The organism is Aquabacterium sp., assembly GCF_021768455.1.
Lineage (GTDB): Bacteria > Pseudomonadota > Gammaproteobacteria > Burkholderiales > Burkholderiaceae_C > Aquabacterium.
Genome location: NZ_JAIZVX010000057.1, coordinates 1 through 23,739 on the forward strand (window position 1 = coordinate 1; position 23,739 = coordinate 23,739).

The window sequence follows — 23,739 nt, forward strand, 5'->3', positions numbered from 1 at the left end:
CGATGGCCTGCTGCTGCTCGTCGCGCACCTCGGCGTCCACCCGGCGGAAATTCTGGTTGGGCGTGGGGCGCACCACCAGCTTGCCAGGCAGCACACGCCCCAGTTGCTGGCAGGTGAAATCGCTGTCGCCCACGGGCGGAAAGAGGCGCGACAGCTTCATCGCGGTCAACTGGTTCTCGGCGCACATCTGGGCCACGGTGAGGTCGGTCATGCGCTGGGCATTGATGGCCAGACCGCCCGCCGCCTTGATGCCGGCAGACAAGGTCACGGCCACGATGGCCAGGGCCACCAGCACCTCGATCAGGGTCATGCCGGACTCAGGGCGCCGCAGCACGGGGGGCCTCCGAGGGGCTGGCGGCACGGTCCTCCGGCGCGCCATTCAGCACGTCAAAGGGCGCGAGGCCGTCGGTCGACACGATGATCTGCTTGTCCTCCAGGTGGAGGATGACGCTCTGCGGGCCGATGACCGGCTCGGGGCCCAGCACGATGCTGCGGGCCCCCACCACCTCGGCGCGCACCTCGGGCACCTGCCACTTCAGCGGCGGCATGAAGGCCGGCGGCAGGCCGATGAACTGGTAATCCGCTTCGGGCCCGGTCGACTGCGGCACCCACAACACCGTCAGCGCCCCCGATCGCGCCTGCGTGCGCGCGGACTCAAGCAGGGCGATGAGGCGGGCGGCCTCACGCTCCAGTCGGGTTGACGAGGGATCGGGGATGGCGAAGGACACCACCGCTGTCGTGATGGCGATCATCGCCACCACCACCATCAGTTCCAGCAAGGTGAAGCCGCCCTGGCGGCGGCGCTCACTGCCAGGAGCCAATGTCGGCATCGCGGCCTTCCCCACCGCTCTGGCCGTCGGCACCGAAGCTGAAGACGTCGACCTGGCCCTTCACACCTGGGTTGACATATTGGTAAGCATGTCCCCAGGGGTCCATGGGCAGCTTCTCGAGGTAGGGCTTCCAGTTCGGCGGGATGGTGCCGACGGAGGGTTTGGCCACCAGGGCCTGCAGGCCCTGCTCGCCAGAGGGGTAGCGCTGGTTGTCGAGCTTGTAGAGCTTGAGCGCCTGCATCAGGTTGCTCACGTCGGTGCGGGCTGCGGTCACGCGGGCGTCGTCGGCCCGGTCCAGCACATTGGGCACGATCAGCGCGGCCAGCAAGCCGATGATGACCAGCACCACCATCAGTTCAATCAGCGTGAAACCGCGTTGCACGAGCCGAGCGGCCCGGCGGCCGCCCTGGGCCATCCTGTCGATGTTCTTCATGTCGGTGTCCGAATACAAAATGCGAGGCCCCCTTCGCGGCAGGAGACCGATGGCGCCAGCATGCCCGATGCCCATGAAGCCCTGGTGCGGGATCTACCCGAGGTAGGCCCCCCAGTTCCGGGCGCGCGCCGCTGTCAACAGCCATCATAATGGGCCGATCATGGCCTCACGCATCTTTGCCCTCTTCATCTGGGCCGCAGTCGCGGCGAGTCTGGCCTATTGGGGCCTGCGATGGCTGGCGCCCCCCACCGGCGTGCCGGCCAACGCCGCATCCGTCTCCCTCGACAACACCGGTCGCGGCGACTTGCGTCGCCTGCTCAGCGGACCGGCCGTCGCGAGCACCGCGCCCAAGGTCACGTCGGCCGCTTCCGAGCTGGCAGGGCGGATCAAGTTGATCGGTGTGGTCGCCCCGCAAGGCGGATCCGGGCAAGGCGTCGCCCTGATTGCCATCGACGGCAAACCACCGCGTGCCGTGCGCCTGGGAGCCACGGTCGACGGCGAACTGGTGCTGCAGGCGCTGACCCAGCGTGGCGCCGAAATCGGCCCCGCCAACGGCACCCCGGTCGTCACGCTCGACCTCCCCCTGATGCAGCCGCCCGCCGTGGGCGCCCTGCCCCCTGTGGCAGGCCTGGAGCGCAATGCCGCGCCACGCGTGTCCATCGATGGCGTGAGCCCCGCGCCGGGTGTCGCCGCGCCCGCCCCCGCCGCACGCGGCGCCCTGGGCAGCCCCGAGCAGCAGCCCGGAGGCCCATCGCAGGGCATGCCCTCAGGCCAGATGCCGCCGCGCGGCCAACCTCCAGCCTGAACCAGGCCACCACGCACACCGCACCCCACAGAAAAAACGGCCCCTCAGGGCCGTTTGTCTTTGAAGGGCATCAGCCCTCGGTCAACGCAGGAACAGGCGATACACCGGGTTGCGGCTCTCGTCGACATAGGCATAGCCCAGCTTCTTGAGCAGCGGCGTGATCTGCCGGACCTCGGCCTTGGGCACCTGCAGGCCCACCAGGATGCGACCGTAATCGGCCCCCTGGTTGCGGTAGTGGAAAAGGCTGATGTTCCAGCCCGGCGGCAGGCTGGTCAGGAAGGCCATCAGCGCGCCCGGGCGTTCCGGGAAGATGAAGCTGTAGAGCCGCTCGCCTTCGGCCAGGGGCGATCGCCCGCCGACCATGTGGCGGATGTGCGTCTTCGCCAGCTCATCGTGGGTGAGATCGACGGTTGCGAAGCCCTGTCCCTCGAAAGCCTTGGCGATCTTCTTCGATTCGCCCTTCTCCTTGGTGCTCAGCCCGACGAACACATGGGCCTGGTGGGCATCCGAAATCCGGTAATTGAACTCGGTCACGCTGCGTGGCCCCACGGTCTCGCAAAACCGCTTGAAGGAACCGCGCTCTTCGGGAATGGTGACGGCCAGCAAGGCCTCGCGCTCTTCCCCCACCTCGGCGCGCTCGGCCACAAAGCGCAGGCGGTCGAAGTTCATGTTCGCGCCGCAGTTGATGGCGACAAAGGTCTTGCCCTGGCCACCATGGCGCGCCGCGTACTGCTTGACCGCGGCCACCCCGAGGGCACCGGCGGGCTCCACGATGGAGCGGGTGTCCTGGTAGATGTCCTTGATGGCGGCGCACACCGCATCGGTGTTGACGATCACGAAGTCGTCGACCAGGGTGCTGGCCAGGCGCATGGTCTCTTCGCCCACCAGCTTCACCGCGGTGCCGTCCGAGAACAGCCCCACGTCGGCCAGCGTGACGCGCTTGCCCGCCTTCACGGAGCGGGCCATGGCGTCGGAATCGCTCATCTGCACACCGATCACCTTGATCTCGGGCCGCACGGCCTTGATGTAGGCCGCCACACCGCTGATCAGGCCGCCACCGCCAATGGCCACAAACACCGCATCGATGGGGCCCGCGTGCTGGCGCAGGATCTCCATCGCCACCGTGCCCTGACCGGCGATCACATCCGGGTCATCGAAGGGGTGCACAAAGGTCATGCCCTGCTTCTTCTCCAGCGCCTTGGCATGGCCGGCTGCATCGGAATAGCTCTCGCCGAACAGCACGATCTGCACGTTGTCGCCACCGAAATGGCGCACCGCATCGATCTTCACCTGCGGGGTGGTCGTCGGCATCACGATGGTGGCCTGGCAACCCAGCCGGCGCGCGCCCATGGCCACGCCCTGCGCGTGGTTGCCCGCCGAGGCGCAGATCACCCCCTTGGCAAGGGCCTTCGGCCCCAGCTGCGCCATCTTGTTGTACGCACCGCGCAGCTTGAAGCTGAACACCGGCTGCTTGTCTTCGCGCTTGAGGAACACCCGATGGCCCAGGCGACGTGACAGGCTCTTGGCCTCGTCCAGCGGCGTCTCGATGGCCACGTCGTACACCTTGCTCGTGAGGATCTTCTGCAGGTAGTCCTGCAGACCCAGAGGCTGGGGCGCCGCGATCCTCTTCGGGCGCGAAGCGGCAGAGCGGGACTTCACGGGCGAGGCTTTCACGGCGGGGGTCTTCTTGGCGGCTGGCTTGGCGCGGGCGGTGGACATCTCGGTGCTCCGGGAACGAATCAGAAGAACGGTTCGACGGGCCCGACCCACGAATGGAAGGCCCCAAATGACAAAGCCCGCAGCGTGAACTGCGGGCCAGCAAGAAGGAAGCGAACGCGGGGTCGGCTTACTTCTTGCGCAGGCGGCGAATCGCGGCCAGCTGGGCGACCAGCTCGCTCAATTCGGTCTGCGCACGGGCGATGTCGATCTCGCCCTTGGCGTTTTGCACGGCCTCTTCGGCCAGACGCTTGGCTTCCGTGGCTTTGGCCTCGTCCAGGTCCTTGCCGCGGATGGCGGTGTCGGCCAGAACGGTGACGCAATGGGGCTGCACTTCCAGGATGCCACCGGCCACAAAGACGAATTCTTCTTCCTTGTTGTCGGCGCGCTGGATGCGCACGGCGCCCGGCTTGATGCGGGTGATCAGCGGCGTGTGGCGCGGCAGGATGCCAAGCTCACCCACCTCACCCGGCAGGGACACCAGCGTGGCTTCGCCCGAAAAGATCGACTCTTCGGCGGAAACAACGTCAACGTGAATGGTGGACATAAGGAGCTTTCAGATCAAGTTAAAACGATTTGCACCGCGTTCCGACAACGCCGATCAGCGATTGAAAAGGGTGCTGGAAGCAAGCGATCGGTTCGCCATCAAGGCGCCGGGCACAGCCGGACATCCTGTCCGGCGAGCACGGCAACGCCGAAGGCGGACCGAGCCGCGCCGCTTACTGCATCGTTTTCGCTTTTTCGAAGGCTTCGTCGATGGTGCCAACCATGTAGAACGCCTGTTCCGGCAGGCTGTCGCACTCGCCAGCCACGATCATCTTGAAACCACGGATGGTTTCCTTCAGAGGCACGTACTTGCCAGGCGAACCCGTGAACACTTCGGCCACGTGGAAAGGCTGCGACAGGAAGCGCTGGATCTTGCGAGCGCGGGCCACCAGCAGCTTGTCTTCGGGAGCCAGTTCGTCCATGCCCAGAATGGCGATGATGTCGCGCAGTTCCTTGTAGCGCTGCAGCGTGTTCTGCACGCCACGGGCCACGGTGTAGTGCTCTTCGCCGACCACGTTCGGGTCCAGCTGACGCGAGGTCGAGTCCAGCGGGTCCACAGCGGGGTAGATGCCCAGCGAAGCGATGTCACGCGACAGCACCACGGTGGAGTCCAGGTGGGCGAAGGTCGTGGCAGGCGACGGGTCGGTCAAGTCGTCCGCAGGGACGTACACGGCCTGGATCGAGGTGATCGAACCGATCTTGGTCGAGGTGATGCGCTCTTGCAGGCGGCCCATTTCTTCGGCCAGCGTAGGCTGATAGCCCACAGCCGAAGGCATGCGACCCAGCAGTGCGGACACTTCGGTACCGGCTAGGGTGTAGCGGTAGATGTTGTCCACGAAGAACAGCACGTCCTTGCCTTCGTCACGGAAGGACTCGGCGATCGTCAGACCGGTCAGGGCCACGCGCAGGCGGTTGCCCGGCGGCTCGTTCATCTGACCGTAAACCATGGCCACCTTGGACTCGCCCAGGTTCTCCAGGTTCACGACGCCGGAATCGGCCATTTCGTGATAGAAGTCGTTGCCCTCACGGGTACGCTCACCCACACCAGCGAACACCGACAGACCGCTGTGGGCCTTGGCGATGTTGTTGATGAGTTCCATCATGTTCACGGTCTTGCCCACACCGGCGCCACCGAACAGACCCACCTTGCCGCCCTTGGCGAACGGGCAAACCAGGTCGATCACCTTGATGCCGGTTTCCAGCAGTTCTTGCGAAGGCGACAGTTCGTCGTACGCAGGAGCCTTGCGGTGGATGGGAGCGGTTTGAGCTTGCGAGACGTCACCACGTTCGTCGATGGGGTTGCCCAGCACGTCCATGATGCGACCCAGGGTGGCCGGGCCCACGGGCACGGTGATCTGGGCGTTGGTGTTGCTCACGACCATGCCGCGACGCAGACCATCAGAAGAACCCAGCGCGATGGTACGGACAATGCCGTCGCCCAGTTGCTGTTGCACTTCCAGGGTCAGGGCCGAGCCGTCCATCTTCAGGGCGTCGTACACCTTGGGCATCTGGTCGCGGGGGAATTCCACGTCCACCACGGCGCCGATACACTGAACGATCTTGCCCACTGCTTGAGTGTTCGCCATTTTTCGTTCCTTCAATCAATCAATTCTTAGATCAAACCGCGGCCGCACCGGCAACGATTTCGGACAGTTCCTTCGTGATGGCGGCCTGACGGGTCTTGTTGTAGACCAGCTTCAGTTCACCAATCACGTTGCCGGCGTTGTCGGTCGCAGCCTTCATGGCGACCATGCGAGCGGACTGCTCGGAGGCCATGTTCTCTGCGACGGCCTGGAAGACCAGGGCCTCGACATAACGCACCATCAGGTCGTCGATCACGGACTGCGCGTCCGGCTCGTAGACGTAGTCCCACTGGTGCGACGCGTCGGCCTGCAGGTCGCTGGCCTTGAGGGGCAGCAGCTGCTCGACCACCGGCTCCTGCTTCATCGTGTTGACGAAGCGGGTGTAGCACAGGTAGACCTCGCTGAGTTCACCAGCCTGGTAAGCGTCCAGCAGCACCTTGACGGGGCCGATGAGCTTCTCGAGATGGGGGGTGTCCCCCATGCCGACCACGCTCGACACCACCTTGGCGCCGATGCGGTTGAAGAAGCCAGCAGCCTTGTTGCCGATGGGGACCACCTGGGCCTGGCGACCTTCACCGTCGAGCTCTTTCAGCTTGTTGGTGACGGCGCGCAGCACGTTGGTGTTCAGACCACCGCACAGGCCCTTGTCGGTGCTCACCACGATGAAGCCCACCTTCTTGCCGCCTTGGTTGGCGATCATGAAGGGGTGGACGTACTCGGGATTGGCCTTGGCCAGGTTCGCCGTGATGTTGCGCACCTTGTCAGCGTAAGGACGGGCCGCACGCATGCGATCCTGCGCCTTGCGCATCTTCGAAGCCGCGACCATTTCCATGGCCTTGGTGATCTTCTTGGTGTTCTCGACGCTCTTGATCTTGCCGCGTATTTCCTTGCCTGCCGCCATGGCGCGCTCCTTTAGGCGAAGGTCTTCTTGAACGCAACGATGGCCGATTGCAGTTCGGCTTCAGCGTCTTTGTCCAGGGCCTTGGCGGCTTCGATCTTGCTCAGCAGCGCAGCGTGGCTGGTCTTGAGGAAGGCGTGCAGACCCGACTCGAAAGCCAGGATCTTCTTCACTTCCACGTCGTCCATGTAGCCCTTGTTCACGGCGAACAGGGTGGCGCCCATCAGGGAGATCGGCAGCGGCGAGTACTGAGCCTGCTTCAGCAGTTCGGTCACGCGGGCACCGCGGTCCAGCTGCTTGCGAGTGGCTGCGTCCAGGTCGGAAGCGAACTGCGCGAAGGCAGCCAGCTCACGGTACTGGGCCAGGTCGGTACGGATACCACCGGACAAGCCCTTGATGATCTTGGTCTGGGCTGCACCACCGACGCGCGACACCGAGATACCGGCGTTGATGGCGGGACGGATGCCGGCGTTGAACAGCGACGTTTCCAGGAAGATCTGGCCGTCGGTGATCGAGATCACGTTGGTGGGCACGAAGGCGGACACGTCACCGGCCTGGGTTTCGATGATCGGCAGAGCCGTCAGCGAACCCGTCTTGCCCTTGACTTCACCCTTGGTGAAGGCTTCGACGTAGTCGGCGTTCACGCGGGCTGCACGCTCGAGCAGACGCGAGTGGATGTAGAACACGTCGCCAGGGAAGGCTTCGCGTCCGGGAGGACGGCGCAGCAGCAGCGACACTTGACGGTAGGCCACGGCCTGCTTGGACAGGTCGTCGTACACGATCAGGGCGTCTTCACCGCGGTCGCGGAAGTACTCGCCCATGGCGCAGCCGGAGTAGGCCGACACGAACTGCATGGCAGCCGAGTCAGAGGCCGAAGCGGCGACGACAATGGTGTATTCCATGGCGCCGGCGTTTTCCAGAGCGCGCACGACGTTCTTGATCGACGAAGCCTTCTGACCGATGGCGACGTAGATGCAGGTGACGCCTTGGCCCTTCTGGGCGATGATGGCGTCGATGGCGACAGCGGTCTTGCCGGTCTGACGGTCACCGATGATCAGCTCGCGCTGGCCACGGCCCACGGGCACCATCGAGTCGATGGACTTGATGCCGGTTTGCAGAGGCTGCGACACGGATTCACGGGCGATCACACCAGGGGCGATCTTCTCGATGGGAGAAGTCAGCTTGGCGTTGATCGGGCCCTTGCCGTCGATGGGCTGACCCAGGGGGTTCACCACGCGGCCGACCAGCTCGGGGCCGACGGGCACTTCCAGGATGCGGCCGGTGGTCTTGACCACGTCGCCTTCGGAGATGTGCTCGTAGGCACCCAGGATCACGGCGCCCACGGAGTCACGCTCCAGGTTCAGGGCCAGACCGTAGGTGGGCACGCCGGAGGCGTCAGCCGGGAACTCCAGCATTTCGCCTTGCATGGCATCGGACAGGCCGTGCACGCGGACGATGCCGTCGGTCACCGAAATGACGGTACCTTGGTTGCGAATGTCGGCAGCCGCGCCGAGACCTTCGATGCGGCTCTTGATCAGTTCGGAAATTTCTGCGGGATTCAGTTGCATTGCTTTGCTCCCAGTCTGGTCAAGGGCTGCCACATCGGCAAACCTCGTTGACAACGACCGGTGGTTGTCACAAGTGGTTGAAGACCACCGGTAGGAATTGAGCGACTGCTGGCATGGGTCGGCGAGCCGACTCAGGCCATCAGGACAGACTTCATGCGTTCGAGGCGGGCCTTGATCGAGGTGTCGAGCACCTCGTCACCCACCACGACGCGCACGCCGCCAATCAGTTCAGGGTCGAGTTCAACCTTGGCTTCCAGCTTGCGGCCGAAACGCGACTCCAGCGGACCGATGATGTCAGCCAGTTGGGCTGCGTCAACGGGGAAGGCGCTGTAGATGCGGGCTTCGGACACGCCCTGGCCGGCTTGGACCAGCGTCTGGAATTGCTCGACCATGGTGGGCAGAGCTGCCAGACGACCGTTCTCCAGCACCGTGCGCAGGAAGTTGACCAGGGCCGGAGCCAGCGACACCTTGGCGGCACCGGTGATCACGTCGAAGACTTGCTCCGCCGTGACCTTCGGGTTGTCGGCCAGGGATTGCAGCTGCGGGTCGCGGGCGACAGCAGCCAGGGCTTCGGCCTGGGCAACCCAAGCCGATTGCTCGGCTGCGGGCGTGGCCTTGAACAGGGCTTCTGCGTAAGGACGGGCGATGGTGGCAAGCTCGGCCATGATCACAGCTCCGACTTCAGGCGGCTCAGCAGGTCGGCATGGACCTGGGCTGAGACCTCACGACGCAGGATCTGTTCAGCGCCCTTGACGGCCAGACCAGCGACCTGCTCGCGCAGGGCTTCACGGGCCTGAACCACCAGTTGGGCGGCTTCAGCTTGCGCATCGGCGACGATCTTGGCAGCTTCGGCCGCGGCACGGGCCTTGGCTTCGTCGACCAGGGCGTTGCCGCGCTTTTCGGCGTCAGACAGGCGCTTGGCGATTTCGTCGCGGGACTGGTTGAGCTGTTCCTGGACGCTCTTGTTGGCGTTGGCCAACTCCAGCTTTGCCTTGTCAGCCGCAGCCAGACCGTCCGCGATCTTGCTTGCGCGCTCATCGAGGGCCTTCGTGATGGGTGGCCACACGAATTTCATCGTGAACCACCACAGGATCATGAAGACCACGATCTGCGCAATCAGGGTTGCGTTCAGATTCATGGCTCGGACCTTTCTCGGTTAATTGAACAATTCAGTCGAGAAGGGACCGATTACTTGGCCAGGTTGGCGATGAACGGGTTCGCGAAGGCGAACAGCATGGCGATACCCACGCCGATCAGGAAGGCGGCGTCGATCAGACCGGCCAGCAGGAACATCTTGGTTTGCAGTTCGTTCATCAGTTCAGGCTGACGAGCGGTGGCTTCGAAGTACTTGCCGCCCATCAGGGAGATACCGATACAAGCACCCAGGGCGCCCAGACCGATGATCAGACCACAAGCCAGCGCGACATTACCCAACACGAGTTCCATGATTGCTCCTAGATAAAAGAAAGAGAGAGGTTAGAAAAAACGGGGGAAGAACCGAAGTTCAAAGACCAGAAGGGGGGCTGACTGGTCAGTGACCTTCGTGAGCCTGACCGATGTACACCAGGGTCAGCATCATGAAGATGAAGGCCTGGAGCGTGATGATCAGGATGTGGAAGATGGCCCAGGCGGTGCCCGCGATGACGTGGCCGATCCAGAGACCGATGCCACCCAGCGAAGCGAAACCCACCGCGCCCATCAAGGCGATCAGCATGAACACCAGTTCGCCGGCGTACATGTTGCCCCACAGTCGCATGCCGTGGGAAATGGTCTTGGCACCGAATTCGATCAGGTTCAGACCGAAGTTGGCCGGAGCCAGCAGGATGATGCCAACGGGGCTGTGCGCATGGAAGGGAGCGGTGAACAGCTCCTTGATCCAGCCAAACAGGCCCTTGATCTTGATGTTGTAGTACAGGCAGATCAGCAGGACGCTGAAGGACATGCCCAGGGTGATGGACAGGTCGGCCGAGGGCACGATGCGCAGGTAGGCATGGTGCGCGTCGAGGCCTTGCGCTTCGTAAACCTTGCCCCAGATGGTGGGCAGCAGGTCCAGCGGCAGCAGGTCCATGGCGTTCATGAAGAAGATCCACACGAACACGGTCAGGGCCACGGGGGCCACGGCCTTGCGCGAGGTCGCGTTGTGGATGATGCCCTTGGCCTGGGAGTCGACCAGCTCGACGATCAGTTCGACGGCAGCCTGGAAGCGGCCGGGGACACCCGAGGTGGCCTTGGCAGCAGCACGCCACAGCACGAAGACGGCCAGCAGACCCAGCAACACCGACCAGAAGACGGAGTCGTAGTTGATGTAGGAGAAGTCGGCAATCGACTGCGCCTCGTGGTGGTTCTGCAGGTGGCGCAGGTGGTGGTTGATGTATTCACCAGCCGTGGGCGCGTGGTGCGCGGCGTTCTCAGCCGTAGCGGCATGTGCGTCAGCAGACATCAGCAACTCTCGTTAGACAAAATTCTTCTTGCGACCCTGTTCGATGAACAGGAGCACCCCAATCACTTTCATGCACAACACCAGGGTCACCAGCATGGCCGCCCAGTTCAGGGGCTGGATCCACACAGGCGCCAGCGCGAGCATCGCGCCGGTCAAGCCCAGCTTGAGAACTTCCCAGACGAGAAGCCCTCCCACACTGCGCCCCGCGTTCGGCCCGAAGACGCCGCGCGCCATCAAGGCACTGGGCACCACCACCACCAGCGCGCCATACAGGGCGGACACGGCAGCAATCAGGCTCTGCGACAAGGCACCCCAGACCAGCGCGACAAGCAACCCGCAACCCAACTGCACGGCAAGGATCTGCCAGACGGTGAGCGAGGGGTGCCGGGCAGAAAGGGCTTGCGCCTCTTCCCGCGTCAGCGGCCGGACAGGGAGATCGGTGTCTTTGGACCAGTCGGAGTCTTCAAATGGCACCGTCCGAAACCGCTGCGGACCCTCTGGCTTTTGACTCTGAGGATTCGGCATGATGGCTCTTCCGGCACTGTCGACTCGACACGGTCAACCTGGTGCGTTCTGCGCCCGCTGCGCCCCGAATCGGGGAGCCCCTCGTGGGGAGGCAGGCAAGAAACGGCACCGCAGGTCTTGGTGCAACACACCGACCCTGGTGTCGGCAAAACCAAAAGATTATACGCGGTTACCCGCAAGCAGACCAAGTCCCTGCACTGCACTGAGTTGACACACCCCCTCATGCACGGGCTTGCCGGGCACCGACACGGTGCAGCGCTGCCGCCGCTGACGCGGCGCTGCGAAAGGCGTCGGCAGACGGATGCAGCGAAAGCCCCCTCATGTCGGGGGCACCTCGGGCAAGCCCGATGCCGCTTGCGTCACCCCAACGGCATCCTGTTTAACAAGCAATCAACGCAACAGATTGCAAGCCCTTGAGGGGTCCCGGTGCGGCGCGCGAGGCGCAGGCCGTGGACACCGCGTTTGAGGCGGGCGCCCGTCCCGCCGTGGAGACCCGCGATGAGCAAGCCCGCCGCCCACAAAGAGAAGGTGAGCACCTTCTTTCGGCCGATCAGCGCCGTGACGGTGTCGCACATCAAGCAGATGTACGACCTGTATGCCAGCTTCTACGAGAACACCTCGCTGGACGTCTTCCTGAGCGACCTGAGCAAGAAGTCGGGCGTGATCCTGGTGACGCGCAAGGCGGACGACCGCATCGTCGGTTTTTCCACGCAGACCTTCTTCGACATCCAGGTGGACGGCCAACGCGTGCGGGGCATTTTCAGCGGCGACACCATCGTGGAGCCGGCCTACTGGGGCAACAACGCCCTGGCCAACACCTTTTACCGCCGGCTGATCATCGAGCGCATCAAGCGGCCTTTCACGCCGTTTTACTGGTTCCTCATCTCCAAGGGCTACAAGACCTATTTGCTGATGACGAACAACTTCTACAACTATTACCCGAAGGTCGACGGCAACCGGGGCGGACGCAACGAACGCTACCAGCGCATCACCGAGTCCTATTGTGAACAGCTGTTCCCGGCCTATTTCGACAAGGACAAGATGCTGCTGGACTTTGGCGAGGACTACGTCCGCCTCAAGGGCGATGTGGCGGGCATCACGCCCGAGCTGAAGGCGGCCAACCGGCACATCGCCTTCTTCGAGCAGGTGAACCCAAGCTGGCGCCGAGGCACCGAGGTGCCCTGCCTGGCGGCCTGCGACTATGAAAGCCTGTTGCGCTCCGTGGTCGACGTGCCATGGAAGTGGATCAGGAAGCACCTGCTGGGCACCCACCGCCCCGCGGGGCTGGATGTGCACGCGGGCAAGCCGCTGCACGAGGGCGTCGAGCAGACGCGGACCTCCTGAGCATGGGCGCGGGCACCACCCTCGGCCACCACCTCCTCAAGCTGCTCGTCGCCCCCGGAAGGCGGCGCTTTGCCCAGCACACGGGTGAGCTGGAATCGGTTCAGCGCGCCCGCCTGGCGCGGTGGCTGTCGGCCGCATCGCGCTCGCCGGAAGGCCAGCGCCGCGGCTTGCGGGCCGACTGGAGCTGGGAGGAATTCGCGCGCCAGCAGCCGGTGACGACTTACACGGACTATGCGGACGTCCTGCGGCAGCAGCGCGAGCGCAGGCAGTCGCTCCTGATGGATTCGCCGGTGATGCGCTACCAGCCAACCAGCGGCTCGACCTCGGCGGTGAAGTGGATTCCTTACACCAAGATGTTCCTGGACGAACTCGACCAGGTGATCACGGCCTGGGTGGGGGACCTGTACCGCCAGTTTCCGCAGCAGGGGCATGGGACGCATTACTGGTCACTGTCGTGGATCCCGACCGAGCTGCGCGGCCAGACCGCAGGCGACATCAACGACGACATGAAGATGCTGTCCTGGGGCAAGCGCCTGCTGGCCTACCTGACCCAGGCCGCGCCGCAGGAGATCGCCCTGGCCGAGACCTCGGACGACTCGCTGTTTGCGACCGTGGCGCACCTGGCGGCCGACCCGGCCCTGGGTTTCATCTCGGTGTGGAGCCCGACCTTCGGCCTGGGCCTGCTGGAGCAGATGTCGGTGTGGCGGGCCGAGCTGGCCGAGGTGCTGGCACAAGGACACTGGGGCGCACGCACCGCCCGCATGGCGGGCCTGCCCTGCCCCCGCGCCCCCCATGCGGCGGCCCTGCTGCGCGGCTGGAACGGCCAGATGAGCCCCGATTTCTTTGCCGCGCTGTGGCCCCAGCTGGCCGTGCTCAGCGCCTGGGACACGGCTGCGGCCGCCCCGTGGGCCCGGCGTCTGCAAGGCCTGCTGCCTCACGCCTCGTTCCAGGGCAAGGGGCTGTGGGCCACCGAGGGGGTGGTGACCTTCCCCTTCGAGGGACGCTACCCGCTGGCCTACCTGAGCCACTTCTACGAGTTCGAAGACGCGCACGATGGGCGCATCTGTGCGCCCTGGCAGCTGCGCGAGGGGCAGGAGGTCATCCCGCTGATGACCACGGGCAGCGGCTTTGCCCGCTACAAGATGAGCGACGTGCTGCGCGTGACCGCGCCCCTGGGCCAGGTGCCCTGCTTCACCTTCCTGGGGCGCAACGATGGGGTCGATCTGGTGGGCGAGAAGACCAGCGCGACCACGGCCCAGGCGGCCCAGGACACGCTGCGCCTGGAGGGCGCCCTGCCCGTGACCCTGCTGGCGCTCGACCAGGCCCGCCACCGCTGCCCGGGTTACGTGCTGCTGCTGGAGTGCGGCGAGCACGCACCGCAAGCCGCCCTGCAGCGCGATGCGGCCGAGCAGGTCGAGCACGCGCTGCAGGCCAACTTCCATTACAAGCTGGCGCGCGAGCTGGGCCAACTGCAGCACGCGGCCTGCGTTGCCCTGCCTCGCATGCGCGAGCTCTACCTCGATCAGTGCCGCGAGCGCGGAATGATCGAGGGCAACATCAAGATCGAACCGCTGCGCCACTGGCCTGGCGAGGTGCCCGACGTGCTGCGCCAGGTGCTGGACGCCTGATGTTTTCCCCTGCCACTTGACCCTGAAGCAAACGACATGGCCATCACCGTACGACTCGGCACCCCTGCCGACAACGCCAAGATCCAGGACCTGGTCAGCAAGATCACGATGCCGGGACCGGCTCAGATGTGTTTCCAGCGCGCGCCGGACTTCTTCGTGGGGGCGAACGTGATCGGCGACGAGTTCATCCTGACGGTGGCCGACGACGACGAGCGCCCCGATGTGCTGGCCGGCCTGACCGTGATCTCGGGCCGCGAACTCTACATCAGCGGCCAAAAGCGCCGGGTCTATTACTCGGGCGACACCCGGGTCGATCCGTTCTACCGGCGTCGCGGCATCGCCTCCAACCTGTTCATCGAACAGAAGAAGTTCCGCACGGGCGAGGACCTGCTGCAGGGCATCGTGCTGAAGGAGAACACAGCCCCGCTGGACGCCGCGGCCAAGACGGCCGATGGCGTGCTGTTCAGCTACTGGATCAGCCACGCGATCGAGACGAGCTTCATCTTTGTGCGCAAGCAGGCGCCACGCATCCCGGCGGGAGTGAGCATCCGCGCAGCGACACCGGCCGACGCACCGGCCATGCAGGCCTTCTTTGACCGCGAAGCCCCGAGGCGCAACGGCTACCCGGTCTACAGCTTTGCGAAGCTGATGGCCGGTGACCCGTATTACGCCGGGCTGAAGATCGGTGACTATGCGCTGGCGATGCGGGGCAGCGAGATCGTCGGCATGCTGGCAGGCTGGAACCAGAAGGCCTACAAGCAGACGCGCATCGTGGGCTTCAAGCCGGCGATCCGGTTGCTGCGCCCGCTCTACAACCTGTATGTGGGCCTGGCGGGCGGCTTCAAGCTGCCCAACGTGGGCGGCGCGCTGAACTACCTGACGCTCTACAACACCCTGATCGCTGGTGACGACACCGCGGTCTACCAGGGCCTGATCGACTGGATCATGGCCCACCAGGGCCAGCAGTACGACGCCCTGGCCACCGGGCTGACGCATGGCGACCCTCTGGAGGCCGTGCCGCGCGGCTACAAGCGACAGAAACTGTTCTCCAGCCACTTCTGGCTGAGTTATGGCGACGACCCGCGCCCGGGCATCGACCAGCGCCCGCTGTACGTGGAGTTGGGCCGACTCTGAGGACAAAGTCACGTCAAAGCGGGGATGGCGCTTGATGGAGGTCAAGTCACAGCCCGGAAAGTCGAAGTCCTGACCATGCCGCTGGGGATGGCCACCAGCGGGTCATCACACAGGACCATCACCATGACCTCACGCTTTGCCCTGCTCGCCCTGTCCGCCGCCTTGTTTTCGGGTCTGGCCTACGCCAACGACCCCAAGGCCACGATCACCGAACTCGAGGCCCGCCTCGCCAAGATCGGTCCGGCCCGCATCGACGGCACCGACAAAGCCGGCGACAAGACCGTGCCCGCGCTGTATTTCGGCCCCCGCAAGATCAACGGCAACTACGACGTGGTGGACGAGGTCAAGAAGAAGACTGGCGCCACCGCCACCGTGTTCGTGAAGGACGGCAGCGACTTCGTGCGCGTCAGCACCAACGTGCTGACCCCGGAAGGCAAGCGCGGCGTGGGCACCCCGCTGGCCAAGGCCAAGGCCTATGAGGCCGTGAGCAAGGGCGACAGCTTCTGTGGCGACGTGGACGTGCTGGGCACGGCCTACAGCGCCTGCTACCACCCGATCAAGGACGCCTCGGGTGGCGTCGTGGGCGTCAGCTACGTTGGCTTCAAGAAGTAAGGACACGGCCATGCAAGGCTTGCGCAAGGCGACCCGAGCGATCGGGCGAATGGCCACGGGCACCAAGATGTCCCTGGCCTTCCTCATCGTGCTGGGGCTCACGGCCATTCAGGGCGGCGTGGCCCTGTATGCGCTGCAGCGGGTGAACCAGGCCTCGGACGACCTGGCCACCCACTGGCTCCCCAGCGTGTCCCACCTTGCGCAGGCGCGAGCGGCCATCCTCGAATTCCGCGAGTTCGAGGTCAAGCACACCACGGCCTCCGACGCCGGCTACATGTCGGAATACGAAGAGAAAATCGCCGCGGCCCTGCAGACGGCCAAGGCCGCACTGGCCGAGCACGACAAGCTGTCCTCCAGCGAGGGGCAGCGCACCCTGGCCGCCGACCTGCAGAAGAACTGGCAGGCCTACCTGGTGGTGCATGACAAGATCATTGCGCTGGACAAGGCCCAGAACCAGGCCGAGGGCAAGGACATCAGCGAAGGGGCGGGCAAGTCGCACATGGACGACACGCTGACGGCGCTAGACAAACTCAGCGCCTACGCTTTTGAGCAGGGGCAGGCATCGGCCACGGCAGCCGATGCGCTCTACGCGCAGGCGCGCAACGGCGTGCTGTTCGCCCTGGGCCTGTCGCTGGTGACGGGCATCGGCCTGGCCGTGGTCCTGACTCGGGACCTGTTGCAGCAACTGGGCGGCGAGCCTCACGATGCGGCGCGCTTGCTCAAGGCCGTGGCCGCTGGCGACCTGCACCAGACCATCCACGTGAAGCCTGGGGACACACACAGCCTGATGGCCTGCCTGCAGCAGATGCAGCGCAGCCTGGCCGAGGTGGTGATGACGGTGCGCCAGGGTTCGGAAAGCGTGTCGACCGCCAGCCACGAAATCGCGCAGGGCAACAACGACCTGTCGGGGCGCACGGAACAACAGGCCAGTGCCCTGCAGCAGACCGCGGCCTCGATGGAAGAACTGGGCTCGACCGTGACCCAGAACGCCGACAACGCCCGTCAGGCCGACGAACTGGCCCAGCAGGCCAGCCGCGTGGCCTCGGTGGGCGGAGATGCCGTCAACGATGTGGTCGGCACCATGAAGCTGATCAACGACAGCTCCAAGCGCATCGCCGACATCACCGGCGTGATCGACGGCATCGCCTTCCAGACCAACATCCTGGCGCTGAACGCCGCTGTGGAAGCCGCTCGCGCCGGCGAACAGGGGCGCGGCTTCGCCGTGGTGGCCTCGGAGGTGCGCAGCCTGGCCCAGCGCTCGGCCACCGCCGCCAAGGAGATCAAGTCGCTGATCTCGGCCAGTGTGGAGCAGATCCAGTCGGGCTCGGCCCAGGCCGACAAGGCAGGCGAGACCATGAACGAGGTTGTGGAGGCGATCGCGCGCGTGAGCCAGATCGTCAACGAGATCAGCGCGGCCAGCTCGGAACAGAGCAGCGGTGTGCGCCAGGTGGGCGACGCCATCAACCAGATGGACCAGGCCACCCAGCAGAACGCGGCGCTGGTGGAACAAAGTGCGGCCGCCGCAGAGAGCCTGCGTCACCAGGCCTCGCAGCTGGTGCAGGCCGTGGCGGTGTTCAAGGTCTGACGCTGGCGCGAGATCAGGCTGGGGCCACCTCGGTCACCAGCCGCGCCAGGACCGCATCAAAGCGGGCGTGGAAATCCGCCACATCGGCCACCGAGGTCTCGGACAGCTGCCAGGAGGTGGGCAGGCTCAAGCGCCCATCCAGCTCGGTCAACACCGGCAGCAGAGAAATGCTGTTGACCGTGCCGATCAGCTGTTCGGCCCGCAGCGCGGCCCCGGGCGGGTTCACCACACCGGCATCCCCCAGGCTGGTGGCGTGGGCGCTGATCTGCGGGAAGCGGTTCGCCCGCTTCATCTTCACCCCGATGTGGCCGATCAGCGTGCGGCCCAGCCAGGGCATGAGTTCCTCCCAGAGGTAGGTCCAGGCCATCTCGCGCCGGGCGTAGCGCGCCTGCCCCTCCTGGATGGCCGCACCCACCGATTTCACCCGCTCGGCCCAGGGCTTGTGCGCACCCTGCTCGATCACCAGAAAGGCACCGACATGGTTGCCCCAAAGCGGACCATGGCCCGCCGAAGCCGGGTAGTGCCGCCGCAGGTTGACCGAGATGCGGATGACGGCGGCGGCCTGCGGGTCGTCTGGCGCCTGGTCGAGGAAGGTCTGCGCCAGGGCGGCGATCAGCAGCGTGTTGAGCGAGACGCCCAGGGCCCGCGCCGCGCGACGCAGGTCGGCCGTGGGCGTGGGCACCTCGTGGTGACGCAAGGCCGTGGTGCTGTAGTGCGCGCCCAGCCGCGTGGGCAACTGCTGCACGCACAGGGTGCGCAGCCGCGCGCGCTCGGCCACCTTGTGCGCCCGCGATCGCCACACCTGGCGGGGCCACTGCCACCAGTGCTCGGGGGCAATGGCGCCCAGCATCGAAGGCGCCTCGATGGGCATGGCCGCCATGGGCAGGCCATTGAGCCCGCGCAGCAACTGGCTCACCAGTTGCACCATGGTCATGCCATCGGCCAGGAGGTGGGGCACGGCCAGCACGATCACCGGGCGCTGCGGATGGGGCACGAATCGCACACGCAGGCCCAGTCCGCGCTCCAGGGGCAGCACCTCGTTGAGCAGCAGGGTGTGCCAGGCTTGCAGGGCAGCGGCATCGTCGATGTCGACATGGGGCTCGACACGGAAGGCGAGGTCGAACATCTGGTCGATCAGCGGCCCCTCGGGCAGGATGCGCAGGTGGTAGCGGTGCAGGCCGGGCTCCACACAGGCGCGCAGCCTGGGGCAGAGCGCCACCAGTTCGCGCACCACACGGCGCACCAGGGCGACATCGACCGGCGCATTCAGGCGCAGCAGGTAAGGCTGAACCATGGTGCTCGCCAGACCTTCGATCGCCACATAACCGTGTTCGGTGCGGTTGAGCGGGACCACCTCGTGTGTGATGTAAGCCATGCGATGGATGCTGCCATGCACCGGAACTGATGCAGCTCATGGCTTCCGAGGGGCTCCCCCGCAAATGAACGGGGGGCCTTGCCTACAATCCCGGACATGAGCGCCACCCCCACCACCTCCATCGCCCTGCCCCCGCTGGCCAACGACAGCTTCCTGCGGGCCTGCCTGCGCCTGCCCACCGAGCACACGCCCGTGTGGCTGATGCGCCAGGCCGGTCGCTACCTGCCCGAGTACCGCGCCACGCGCGACAAGGCCGGCAGCTTCATGGGCCTGGCCACGAACAAGGAAGCCGCCTGCGAGGTGACCCTGCAACCGCTGGACCGCTACGCGCTCGACGCCGCCATCCTCTTCAGCGACATCCTCACCGTGCCCGACGCCATGGGCCTGGGCCTGAGCTTCGCCGCCGGTGAAGGCCCCAAGTTCGCCTCGCCCGTGCGCGACGAAGCAGCCGTCGCCAAGCTGGCCGTGCCCGACATGGGCAAGCTGCAGTACGTGTTCGACGCCGTCTCCACCATCCGCAAGGCCTTGTCGGATGAACAGGGCGTGGGCCGCGTGCCCCTGATCGGCTTCTCCGGCAGCCCCTGGACCCTGGCCTGTTACATGGTCGAAGGCGGCGGCTCCGACGACTACCGCCTCGTCAAGACCCTGATGTACCAGCGCCCCGACCTGATGCACCGCATCCTGGCCGTCAACGCCGACTCGGTCGCGCTCTACCTCAACACCCAGATCGAAGCCGGGGCCCAGGCGGTGATGGTGTTCGACTCATGGGGTGGCGTGCTGGCCGATGGCGCCTTCCAGGCGTTCAGCCTGGCCTACACCCAGCGCGTGCTGAGCCAGCTCAAGCGCGAGCACAACGGCTTGCGCATCCCCCACATCGTCTTCACCAAGGGCGGTGGGCTCTGGCTGAGCGAGATCGCCGACAGCGGCGCCGACGTGGTCGGCCTGGACTGGACCGTGAACCTCGGGCGCGCCCGCGCGCAGGTGGGCGACCGTGTCACCCTGCAAGGCAACCTCGACCCGAATGTGCTGTTCGCCAACCCCGAACAGATCCGCGAACAGGTGATCCGCACGCTGGACAGCTACGGCAAGCCCAGCGCGGGCTCGGGCCACGTGTTCAACCTGGGCCATGGCATCAGCCAGTTCACGCCGCCGGCCCATGTGAGCGTGCTGGTCGACACGGTGCACGAGCACAGCCGCGCCCAACGCGCCTGATCCTGGCGCGGCTCAGCGCCGCTCGATCACCACCGGCGTGAGCTGCAGGGCCGAACGGGCCTGACGGGCTGCCGCCTGGGCCTGCTCACGCGAACCATAGGGCCCGATCTGCAGCTTGAACACCGCGGCCTCCTGGAACACCGCCAGCAGAGGGGCCAGGGTGTGCAACTCGTCGTTGACCCGCTGATGGAGGCGTTCGACCCCGTCGCGTCGCCCCAGTGCGGCCAGCTGCACCCAGAAACCCCGTGCCGCCTGCGTGTAGGCCCGGCCCACATCGGCCACGCGTGGGGTGTCTGCCGCCGCGCCCGGGGCGGAGGCCTCCGGCATGGACGCATCCTCGCCCGCGATGGGCGGCAAGGCCACGGCGATCGGCGGGACCGCCGGCATCGGCAGGGACGCGGGCGCCACAGGGGGGCCCGCCTTGGTGTTGGCCTGGGCCAGCGCGTTGTCCGGGTCCACGGCCGTGCCACGGCGCCAGGCCCCCGAGCGGATGTCGTCAAAGGTCAGGCGCTCGATCTCGACCTCGGACACACCCCGCTCGATGCCCAGCTTCACCGCGGCCGCATAGCTCAGGTCGAGCACGCGGGTGCTGTGGAAGGGCCCGCGATCGTTCACGCGCACGATCACCTCCTTGCCCGTGGCCACGCTGCGCACGCGCGCATAGCTCGGGATCGGCAGGGTGCGGTGGGCCGCCGTGAGGCCGTAGACGCTGTAGAGCTCGCCGCTGGCCGTCTTGCGGCCGTGGAATTTGGTGCCATACCAGGAGGCCATGCCGCGCTGCTTGAAGGGCACATCGGCCGCGGCCGGTTCGTAAGACTGCCCCAGCACCGCGTACGGCTTGTTGGGCCCGCCCTGGCGAATGGGCTCCACCACGGGCTCGGGGTCGGGCAGGCTGGCCAGGTTGGGCGGGGCATCGAGCGGCGGGCCATCGCGGTCGGGGTGGCGTGCCACCACCGGCGGCAGGGTTGAGGGCGTGACCACGGTGCCAGCGGGCGGCTGCGGGCGAGCGCCCCCCACCGGCCCCGGCGGCTTGCTCGCACAACCGGCAAGGAAGGCCAGCGTGGCCGCCACGACGGCGGTGCACACGCGCCATCCACCGGCGGCAGGCCGACCTGAGGGCGGGCTCGAAATGGGCAGGAGAAGCTCACACATGAGCGCACCATACCCGATGATGACCGCAGGCGAGCACGGAAGTGTCACCACGGGGCAAGACGCGACAAGTGAGGCAAACGTCTCACATCACGGCACAATCAGGGCGGACCTCTCTCGATGCACGCGGACCGCCCGCGCCACCCGCCCAAGACCATGCCCAAGCCCCAGGACACCCCCTTCGACCACCCTTTCGAGCGCGGCATGCGCAACCGCCGCGCGGCCCTGGGCGACGCCTGGGTCGACAAGTCCATCGCCAAGGCCAACAGCTTCAACGCCGGCTTCCAGCACTTCATCACGGAATACGCCTGGCACGGTGCCTGGGGCCGCCCGGGCCTGGACTGGAAGACCCGCCGCGTGCTGGTGCTGGCCGTGACCAGCGCCCTGGGCCGCTGGGAGGAGTTCGAAGTGCACCTGCGTGGCGCCCTCACCCCCGGCAACGCCCACACCCTGAGCGTGGAGGAGGTGCAGGAGGCCCTGATCCAGATCGCCATCTACGCCGGGGTGCCCGCAGCCAACACCGGCTACAGCAAGGCCCTCGAGATCCTGCGTGAACTGGGCATGGCCCCGGTGCCCCACCCGGCCGACCAGTGCTGGCACACCGGCGTGGGCCGCTCGGTCTTCACCCACACCCGGCCCAAGCTGCACGCCACTGTGCGCGAAGCACGGCATGGACAGCCCCTGCACACCATCGTGTTCAGCCACGCCCTGGGACAGGACGGCAGCATGTGGGACCAGGTGGCCAACGAGGCCTCGGCCACCTGCCGCGTGATCTGCCCCGACACCCGTGGCCATGGCCGCTCGCAGACACCGGCCGAGCCCCTCACCCTGGGCGAACTCGCCGCCGACGCCGCCCGCCTGATCGACGAACTGGCCGAAGGCGAGCCGGTGATCTGGGTCGGCCTCTCGATGGGCGGCCTGATCGGCCAGGAACTGGCCCTGCGCCACCCCGACAAGGTCAAGGCCCTGGTGCTGGCCAACACCACCGCAGGCTACGACCAGGCAGGCCGCGAGGCCATGGGCCAACGCATCACCACGGTGGAGTCCCACGGACTGGGCGCCATCAGCACCGGCACCATGGCGCGCTTCTTCAGTGAAGGCTTCCGCCAGCAGCATGGCGCCACCGTGGCCCGCCACCAGCGCCTGCTGGAGGCCACCGACCCCGAGGGCTACACCGCCTGTGCCGCAGCCTTGTGCGAGGCGCAGTACGCGCCCCGCCTGGGCCAGATCCGCGTGCCCACCCTGGTGGTGGCCGGCACCGCCGACCTCAGCACCCCGATCGAGGCGGCCCAGCAACTCGCCCGCGGCATCCCCGGCGCCCAACTGGTGAAGCTGGAAGGCTGCGCCCACCTCAGCGCCGTGGAACAGCCCCAGGCCTTTGCCGAAGTGCTGGGCGAGTTCGTCGCCGGGCTCTGAGCCCGCGGGCGCTCGACCATGAAAAAACCCCGCCGGGGCGGGGTTGCATCGGGGGCGACGACCTGCCGGCCGTGGCCGAGTCGATCAGTCGCGGCGGCGACGCGCCACCAGGGCCATACCGGCCAGACCCAGGCCCATCAGGGCCAGGGTGGAGGCTTCCGGCACCGCCGGCGTGGACGGGGTGGCCACAAAGTGCACCGTGTCCAGGCCCAGGAAACCGCTGTAGGGCGAGCCCACACCCGCCAGGTTGATCATCGGTGCCGTGCCCTTGCTCGCAAAGGCTGCGGCGCTCACGCCCGACCCGAGGATGGTCAGGACGGCCGTCTTGCCCTCGGCGACGCCCCCCGAGGCGAAATCGATGTCCCACTGGTAGGTGTAGCCGGCGTCCTTCACCAAGGGCAGGAAGCCGGTGTAGCCCGCACCGAAGGCCAGCCCGGTGCCCGAAACGCTCTTGAGCGTGCCCGAGGGACCCGACAGCCACAGGGCGTCGATGTTGGTGCCGGCGCTGCCTGCGGCCACGAAGCTGTTGTTCAACTGCGTGAGGCTCAGCTGCACACCGCCCGTGATGTCGGCGATGGTGAGCGAGGCCACCGAGTAGGACAGCGTTTTCGTGTCCAGCAGGTTCAGGACCGTGGACGTGTCGAAAAAGGTCTTGAAATCGTAGGTGTAGCTGGCGGCCCAGCCGCTCGCCGACGCCAGGCTCAGGCCGGAGAAGGCGGCGGCCGCGGCCACCTGACGAAGGGACTTGAACATGGGGGCTCCTGGATGCTTGGACGTGTTGTACGAAGGACAAGGGTTCAGCGCCACGCTCACGACTCCAAGACTTTGGCGACTTGGACACAATCGTAAAGAAACGGCCTCGTACCGGGCCAGCGGGTTCTCCCACCCCGCATTCGTGGGGCACCACCGCAGGCGCTATGCTTCTCCCTCTGGAACGCCC

At 66.2% G+C, this 23,739-nt stretch carries 24 protein-coding genes; 8 read left to right on the top strand and 16 right to left on the bottom strand.

Annotated elements, in window-relative coordinates; all coding sequences use genetic code 11:
- From gspI to gspG, 3 genes are all read right to left on the bottom strand, one after another.
- Window positions 1-310 (bottom strand): type II secretion system minor pseudopilin GspI (gene gspI, locus QZ994_RS09325; RefSeq protein ID WP_290871184.1); only part of this gene is annotated, 310 nt, incomplete at its 3' end.
- Between the two features lie 7 nt (window positions 311-317).
- Complete coding sequence (locus tag QZ994_RS09330; RefSeq protein ID WP_290871163.1) at window positions 318-830, bottom strand: Tfp pilus assembly protein FimT/FimU; 513 nt, start codon at window positions 828-830, stop codon at window positions 318-320.
- A complete protein-coding gene (gene gspG, locus QZ994_RS09335; RefSeq protein WP_290871185.1) occupies window positions 805-1,245 on the bottom strand; it encodes a type II secretion system major pseudopilin GspG in 441 nt (146 codons plus the stop codon). The genes QZ994_RS09330 and gspG overlap by 26 nt, the downstream gene beginning before the upstream one ends.
- A gap of 178 nt (window positions 1,246-1,423) precedes the next feature.
- On the opposite strand from gspG, the gene QZ994_RS09340 reads away from it, so the two are divergent.
- Window positions 1,424-2,068, top strand: coding sequence for a hypothetical protein (locus QZ994_RS09340; RefSeq protein WP_290871164.1), 645 nt, complete (start codon window positions 1,424-1,426; stop codon window positions 2,066-2,068).
- Window positions 2,069-2,149: 81 nt separating this feature from the next.
- Here QZ994_RS09340 and ilvA read toward each other — a convergent pair whose 3' ends face one another.
- From ilvA to QZ994_RS09390, 10 genes are all read right to left on the bottom strand, one after another.
- On the bottom strand, window positions 2,150-3,787 hold the full coding sequence (gene ilvA, locus QZ994_RS09345) for a threonine ammonia-lyase, biosynthetic (protein ID WP_290871165.1): 1,638 nt from the start codon (window positions 3,785-3,787) through the stop codon (window positions 2,150-2,152).
- A 127-nt stretch (window positions 3,788-3,914) separates the two neighbouring features.
- Window positions 3,915-4,331: a F0F1 ATP synthase subunit epsilon gene (locus QZ994_RS09350; protein WP_290871166.1), complete on the bottom strand. Its 417-nt coding sequence runs from the start codon at window positions 4,329-4,331 to the stop codon at window positions 3,915-3,917.
- 172 nt (window positions 4,332-4,503) lie between these two features.
- Window positions 4,504-5,916 carry a F0F1 ATP synthase subunit beta gene (gene atpD / locus QZ994_RS09355; protein WP_290871167.1) on the bottom strand — a complete coding sequence of 471 codons (1,413 nt, stop codon included), beginning with the start codon at window positions 5,914-5,916 and terminating at the stop codon, window positions 4,504-4,506.
- Between the two features lie 31 nt (window positions 5,917-5,947).
- Window positions 5,948-6,814 carry a F0F1 ATP synthase subunit gamma gene (atpG, locus tag QZ994_RS09360; RefSeq protein ID WP_290871168.1) on the bottom strand — a complete coding sequence of 289 codons (867 nt, stop codon included), beginning with the start codon at window positions 6,812-6,814 and terminating at the stop codon, window positions 5,948-5,950.
- Window positions 6,815-6,825: 11 nt separating this feature from the next.
- Complete coding sequence (gene atpA / locus QZ994_RS09365) at window positions 6,826-8,379, bottom strand: F0F1 ATP synthase subunit alpha (RefSeq protein ID WP_290871169.1); 1,554 nt, start codon at window positions 8,377-8,379, stop codon at window positions 6,826-6,828.
- A gap of 131 nt (window positions 8,380-8,510) precedes the next feature.
- The gene (locus tag QZ994_RS09370) at window positions 8,511-9,044 is read right to left on the bottom strand and encodes a F0F1 ATP synthase subunit delta (RefSeq protein ID WP_290871170.1); all 534 of its coding nucleotides are present in this window, start codon (window positions 9,042-9,044) and stop codon (window positions 8,511-8,513) included.
- A 2-nt stretch (window positions 9,045-9,046) separates the two neighbouring features.
- Window positions 9,047-9,517: a F0F1 ATP synthase subunit B gene (locus QZ994_RS09375; RefSeq protein WP_290871171.1), complete on the bottom strand. Its 471-nt coding sequence runs from the start codon at window positions 9,515-9,517 to the stop codon at window positions 9,047-9,049.
- 50 nt (window positions 9,518-9,567) lie between these two features.
- Window positions 9,568-9,825: a F0F1 ATP synthase subunit C gene (gene atpE / locus QZ994_RS09380; RefSeq protein ID WP_133610330.1), complete on the bottom strand. Its 258-nt coding sequence runs from the start codon at window positions 9,823-9,825 to the stop codon at window positions 9,568-9,570.
- An 85-nt stretch (window positions 9,826-9,910) separates the two neighbouring features.
- Entirely contained in the window at window positions 9,911-10,819 is a 909-nt protein-coding gene (atpB, locus tag QZ994_RS09385) for a F0F1 ATP synthase subunit A (RefSeq protein WP_290871172.1), read from the bottom strand.
- Window positions 10,820-10,831: 12 nt separating this feature from the next.
- Window positions 10,832-11,344 (bottom strand): ATP synthase subunit I, encoded by a 513-nt coding sequence (locus tag QZ994_RS09390; protein ID WP_290871173.1) that lies wholly within the window; start codon window positions 11,342-11,344, stop codon window positions 10,832-10,834.
- Window positions 11,345-11,842: 498 nt separating this feature from the next.
- On the opposite strand from QZ994_RS09390, the gene QZ994_RS09395 reads away from it, so the two are divergent.
- The 5 genes from QZ994_RS09395 (at window position 11,843) to QZ994_RS09415 (ending at window position 17,647) form a co-directional block, all read left to right on the top strand.
- Window positions 11,843-12,688, top strand: a complete 846-nt coding sequence (locus tag QZ994_RS09395) for a hypothetical protein (protein ID WP_290871174.1) — start codon at window positions 11,843-11,845, stop codon at window positions 12,686-12,688.
- 2 nt (window positions 12,689-12,690) lie between these two features.
- The gene (locus tag QZ994_RS09400; RefSeq protein ID WP_290871175.1) at window positions 12,691-14,316 is read left to right on the top strand and encodes a GH3 auxin-responsive promoter family protein; all 1,626 of its coding nucleotides are present in this window, start codon (window positions 12,691-12,693) and stop codon (window positions 14,314-14,316) included.
- Window positions 14,317-14,352: 36 nt separating this feature from the next.
- On the top strand, window positions 14,353-15,450 hold the full coding sequence (locus tag QZ994_RS09405) for a hypothetical protein (protein ID WP_290871176.1): 1,098 nt from the start codon (window positions 14,353-14,355) through the stop codon (window positions 15,448-15,450).
- Between the two features lie 123 nt (window positions 15,451-15,573).
- Complete coding sequence (locus QZ994_RS09410; RefSeq protein WP_290871177.1) at window positions 15,574-16,062, top strand: Cache 3/Cache 2 fusion domain-containing protein; 489 nt, start codon at window positions 15,574-15,576, stop codon at window positions 16,060-16,062.
- A 10-nt stretch (window positions 16,063-16,072) separates the two neighbouring features.
- A complete protein-coding gene (locus QZ994_RS09415; RefSeq protein WP_290871178.1) occupies window positions 16,073-17,647 on the top strand; it encodes a methyl-accepting chemotaxis protein in 1,575 nt (524 codons plus the stop codon).
- A 13-nt stretch (window positions 17,648-17,660) separates the two neighbouring features.
- Here QZ994_RS09415 and QZ994_RS09420 read toward each other — a convergent pair whose 3' ends face one another.
- Window positions 17,661-19,022 carry a hypothetical protein gene (locus tag QZ994_RS09420; protein WP_290871179.1) on the bottom strand — a complete coding sequence of 454 codons (1,362 nt, stop codon included), beginning with the start codon at window positions 19,020-19,022 and terminating at the stop codon, window positions 17,661-17,663.
- Between the two features lie 96 nt (window positions 19,023-19,118).
- Here QZ994_RS09420 and hemE point away from each other — a divergent pair, with 96 nt between their 5' ends.
- Complete coding sequence (gene hemE / locus QZ994_RS09425) at window positions 19,119-20,234, top strand: uroporphyrinogen decarboxylase (RefSeq protein WP_290871180.1); 1,116 nt, start codon at window positions 19,119-19,121, stop codon at window positions 20,232-20,234.
- A gap of 12 nt (window positions 20,235-20,246) precedes the next feature.
- Here hemE and QZ994_RS09430 read toward each other — a convergent pair whose 3' ends face one another.
- Window positions 20,247-21,320, bottom strand: coding sequence for a septal ring lytic transglycosylase RlpA family protein (locus QZ994_RS09430; protein WP_290871181.1), 1,074 nt, complete (start codon window positions 21,318-21,320; stop codon window positions 20,247-20,249).
- Between the two features lie 219 nt (window positions 21,321-21,539).
- Here QZ994_RS09430 and QZ994_RS09435 point away from each other — a divergent pair, with 219 nt between their 5' ends.
- On the top strand, window positions 21,540-22,799 hold the full coding sequence (locus QZ994_RS09435; RefSeq protein WP_290871182.1) for an alpha/beta fold hydrolase: 1,260 nt from the start codon (window positions 21,540-21,542) through the stop codon (window positions 22,797-22,799).
- Window positions 22,800-22,883: 84 nt separating this feature from the next.
- Here the strand turns inward: QZ994_RS09435 and QZ994_RS09440 are convergent, their stop codons facing one another.
- Window positions 22,884-23,552 carry a PEP-CTERM sorting domain-containing protein gene (locus QZ994_RS09440; protein ID WP_290871183.1) on the bottom strand — a complete coding sequence of 223 codons (669 nt, stop codon included), beginning with the start codon at window positions 23,550-23,552 and terminating at the stop codon, window positions 22,884-22,886.
- Window positions 23,553-23,739 lie beyond the last annotated feature (187 nt).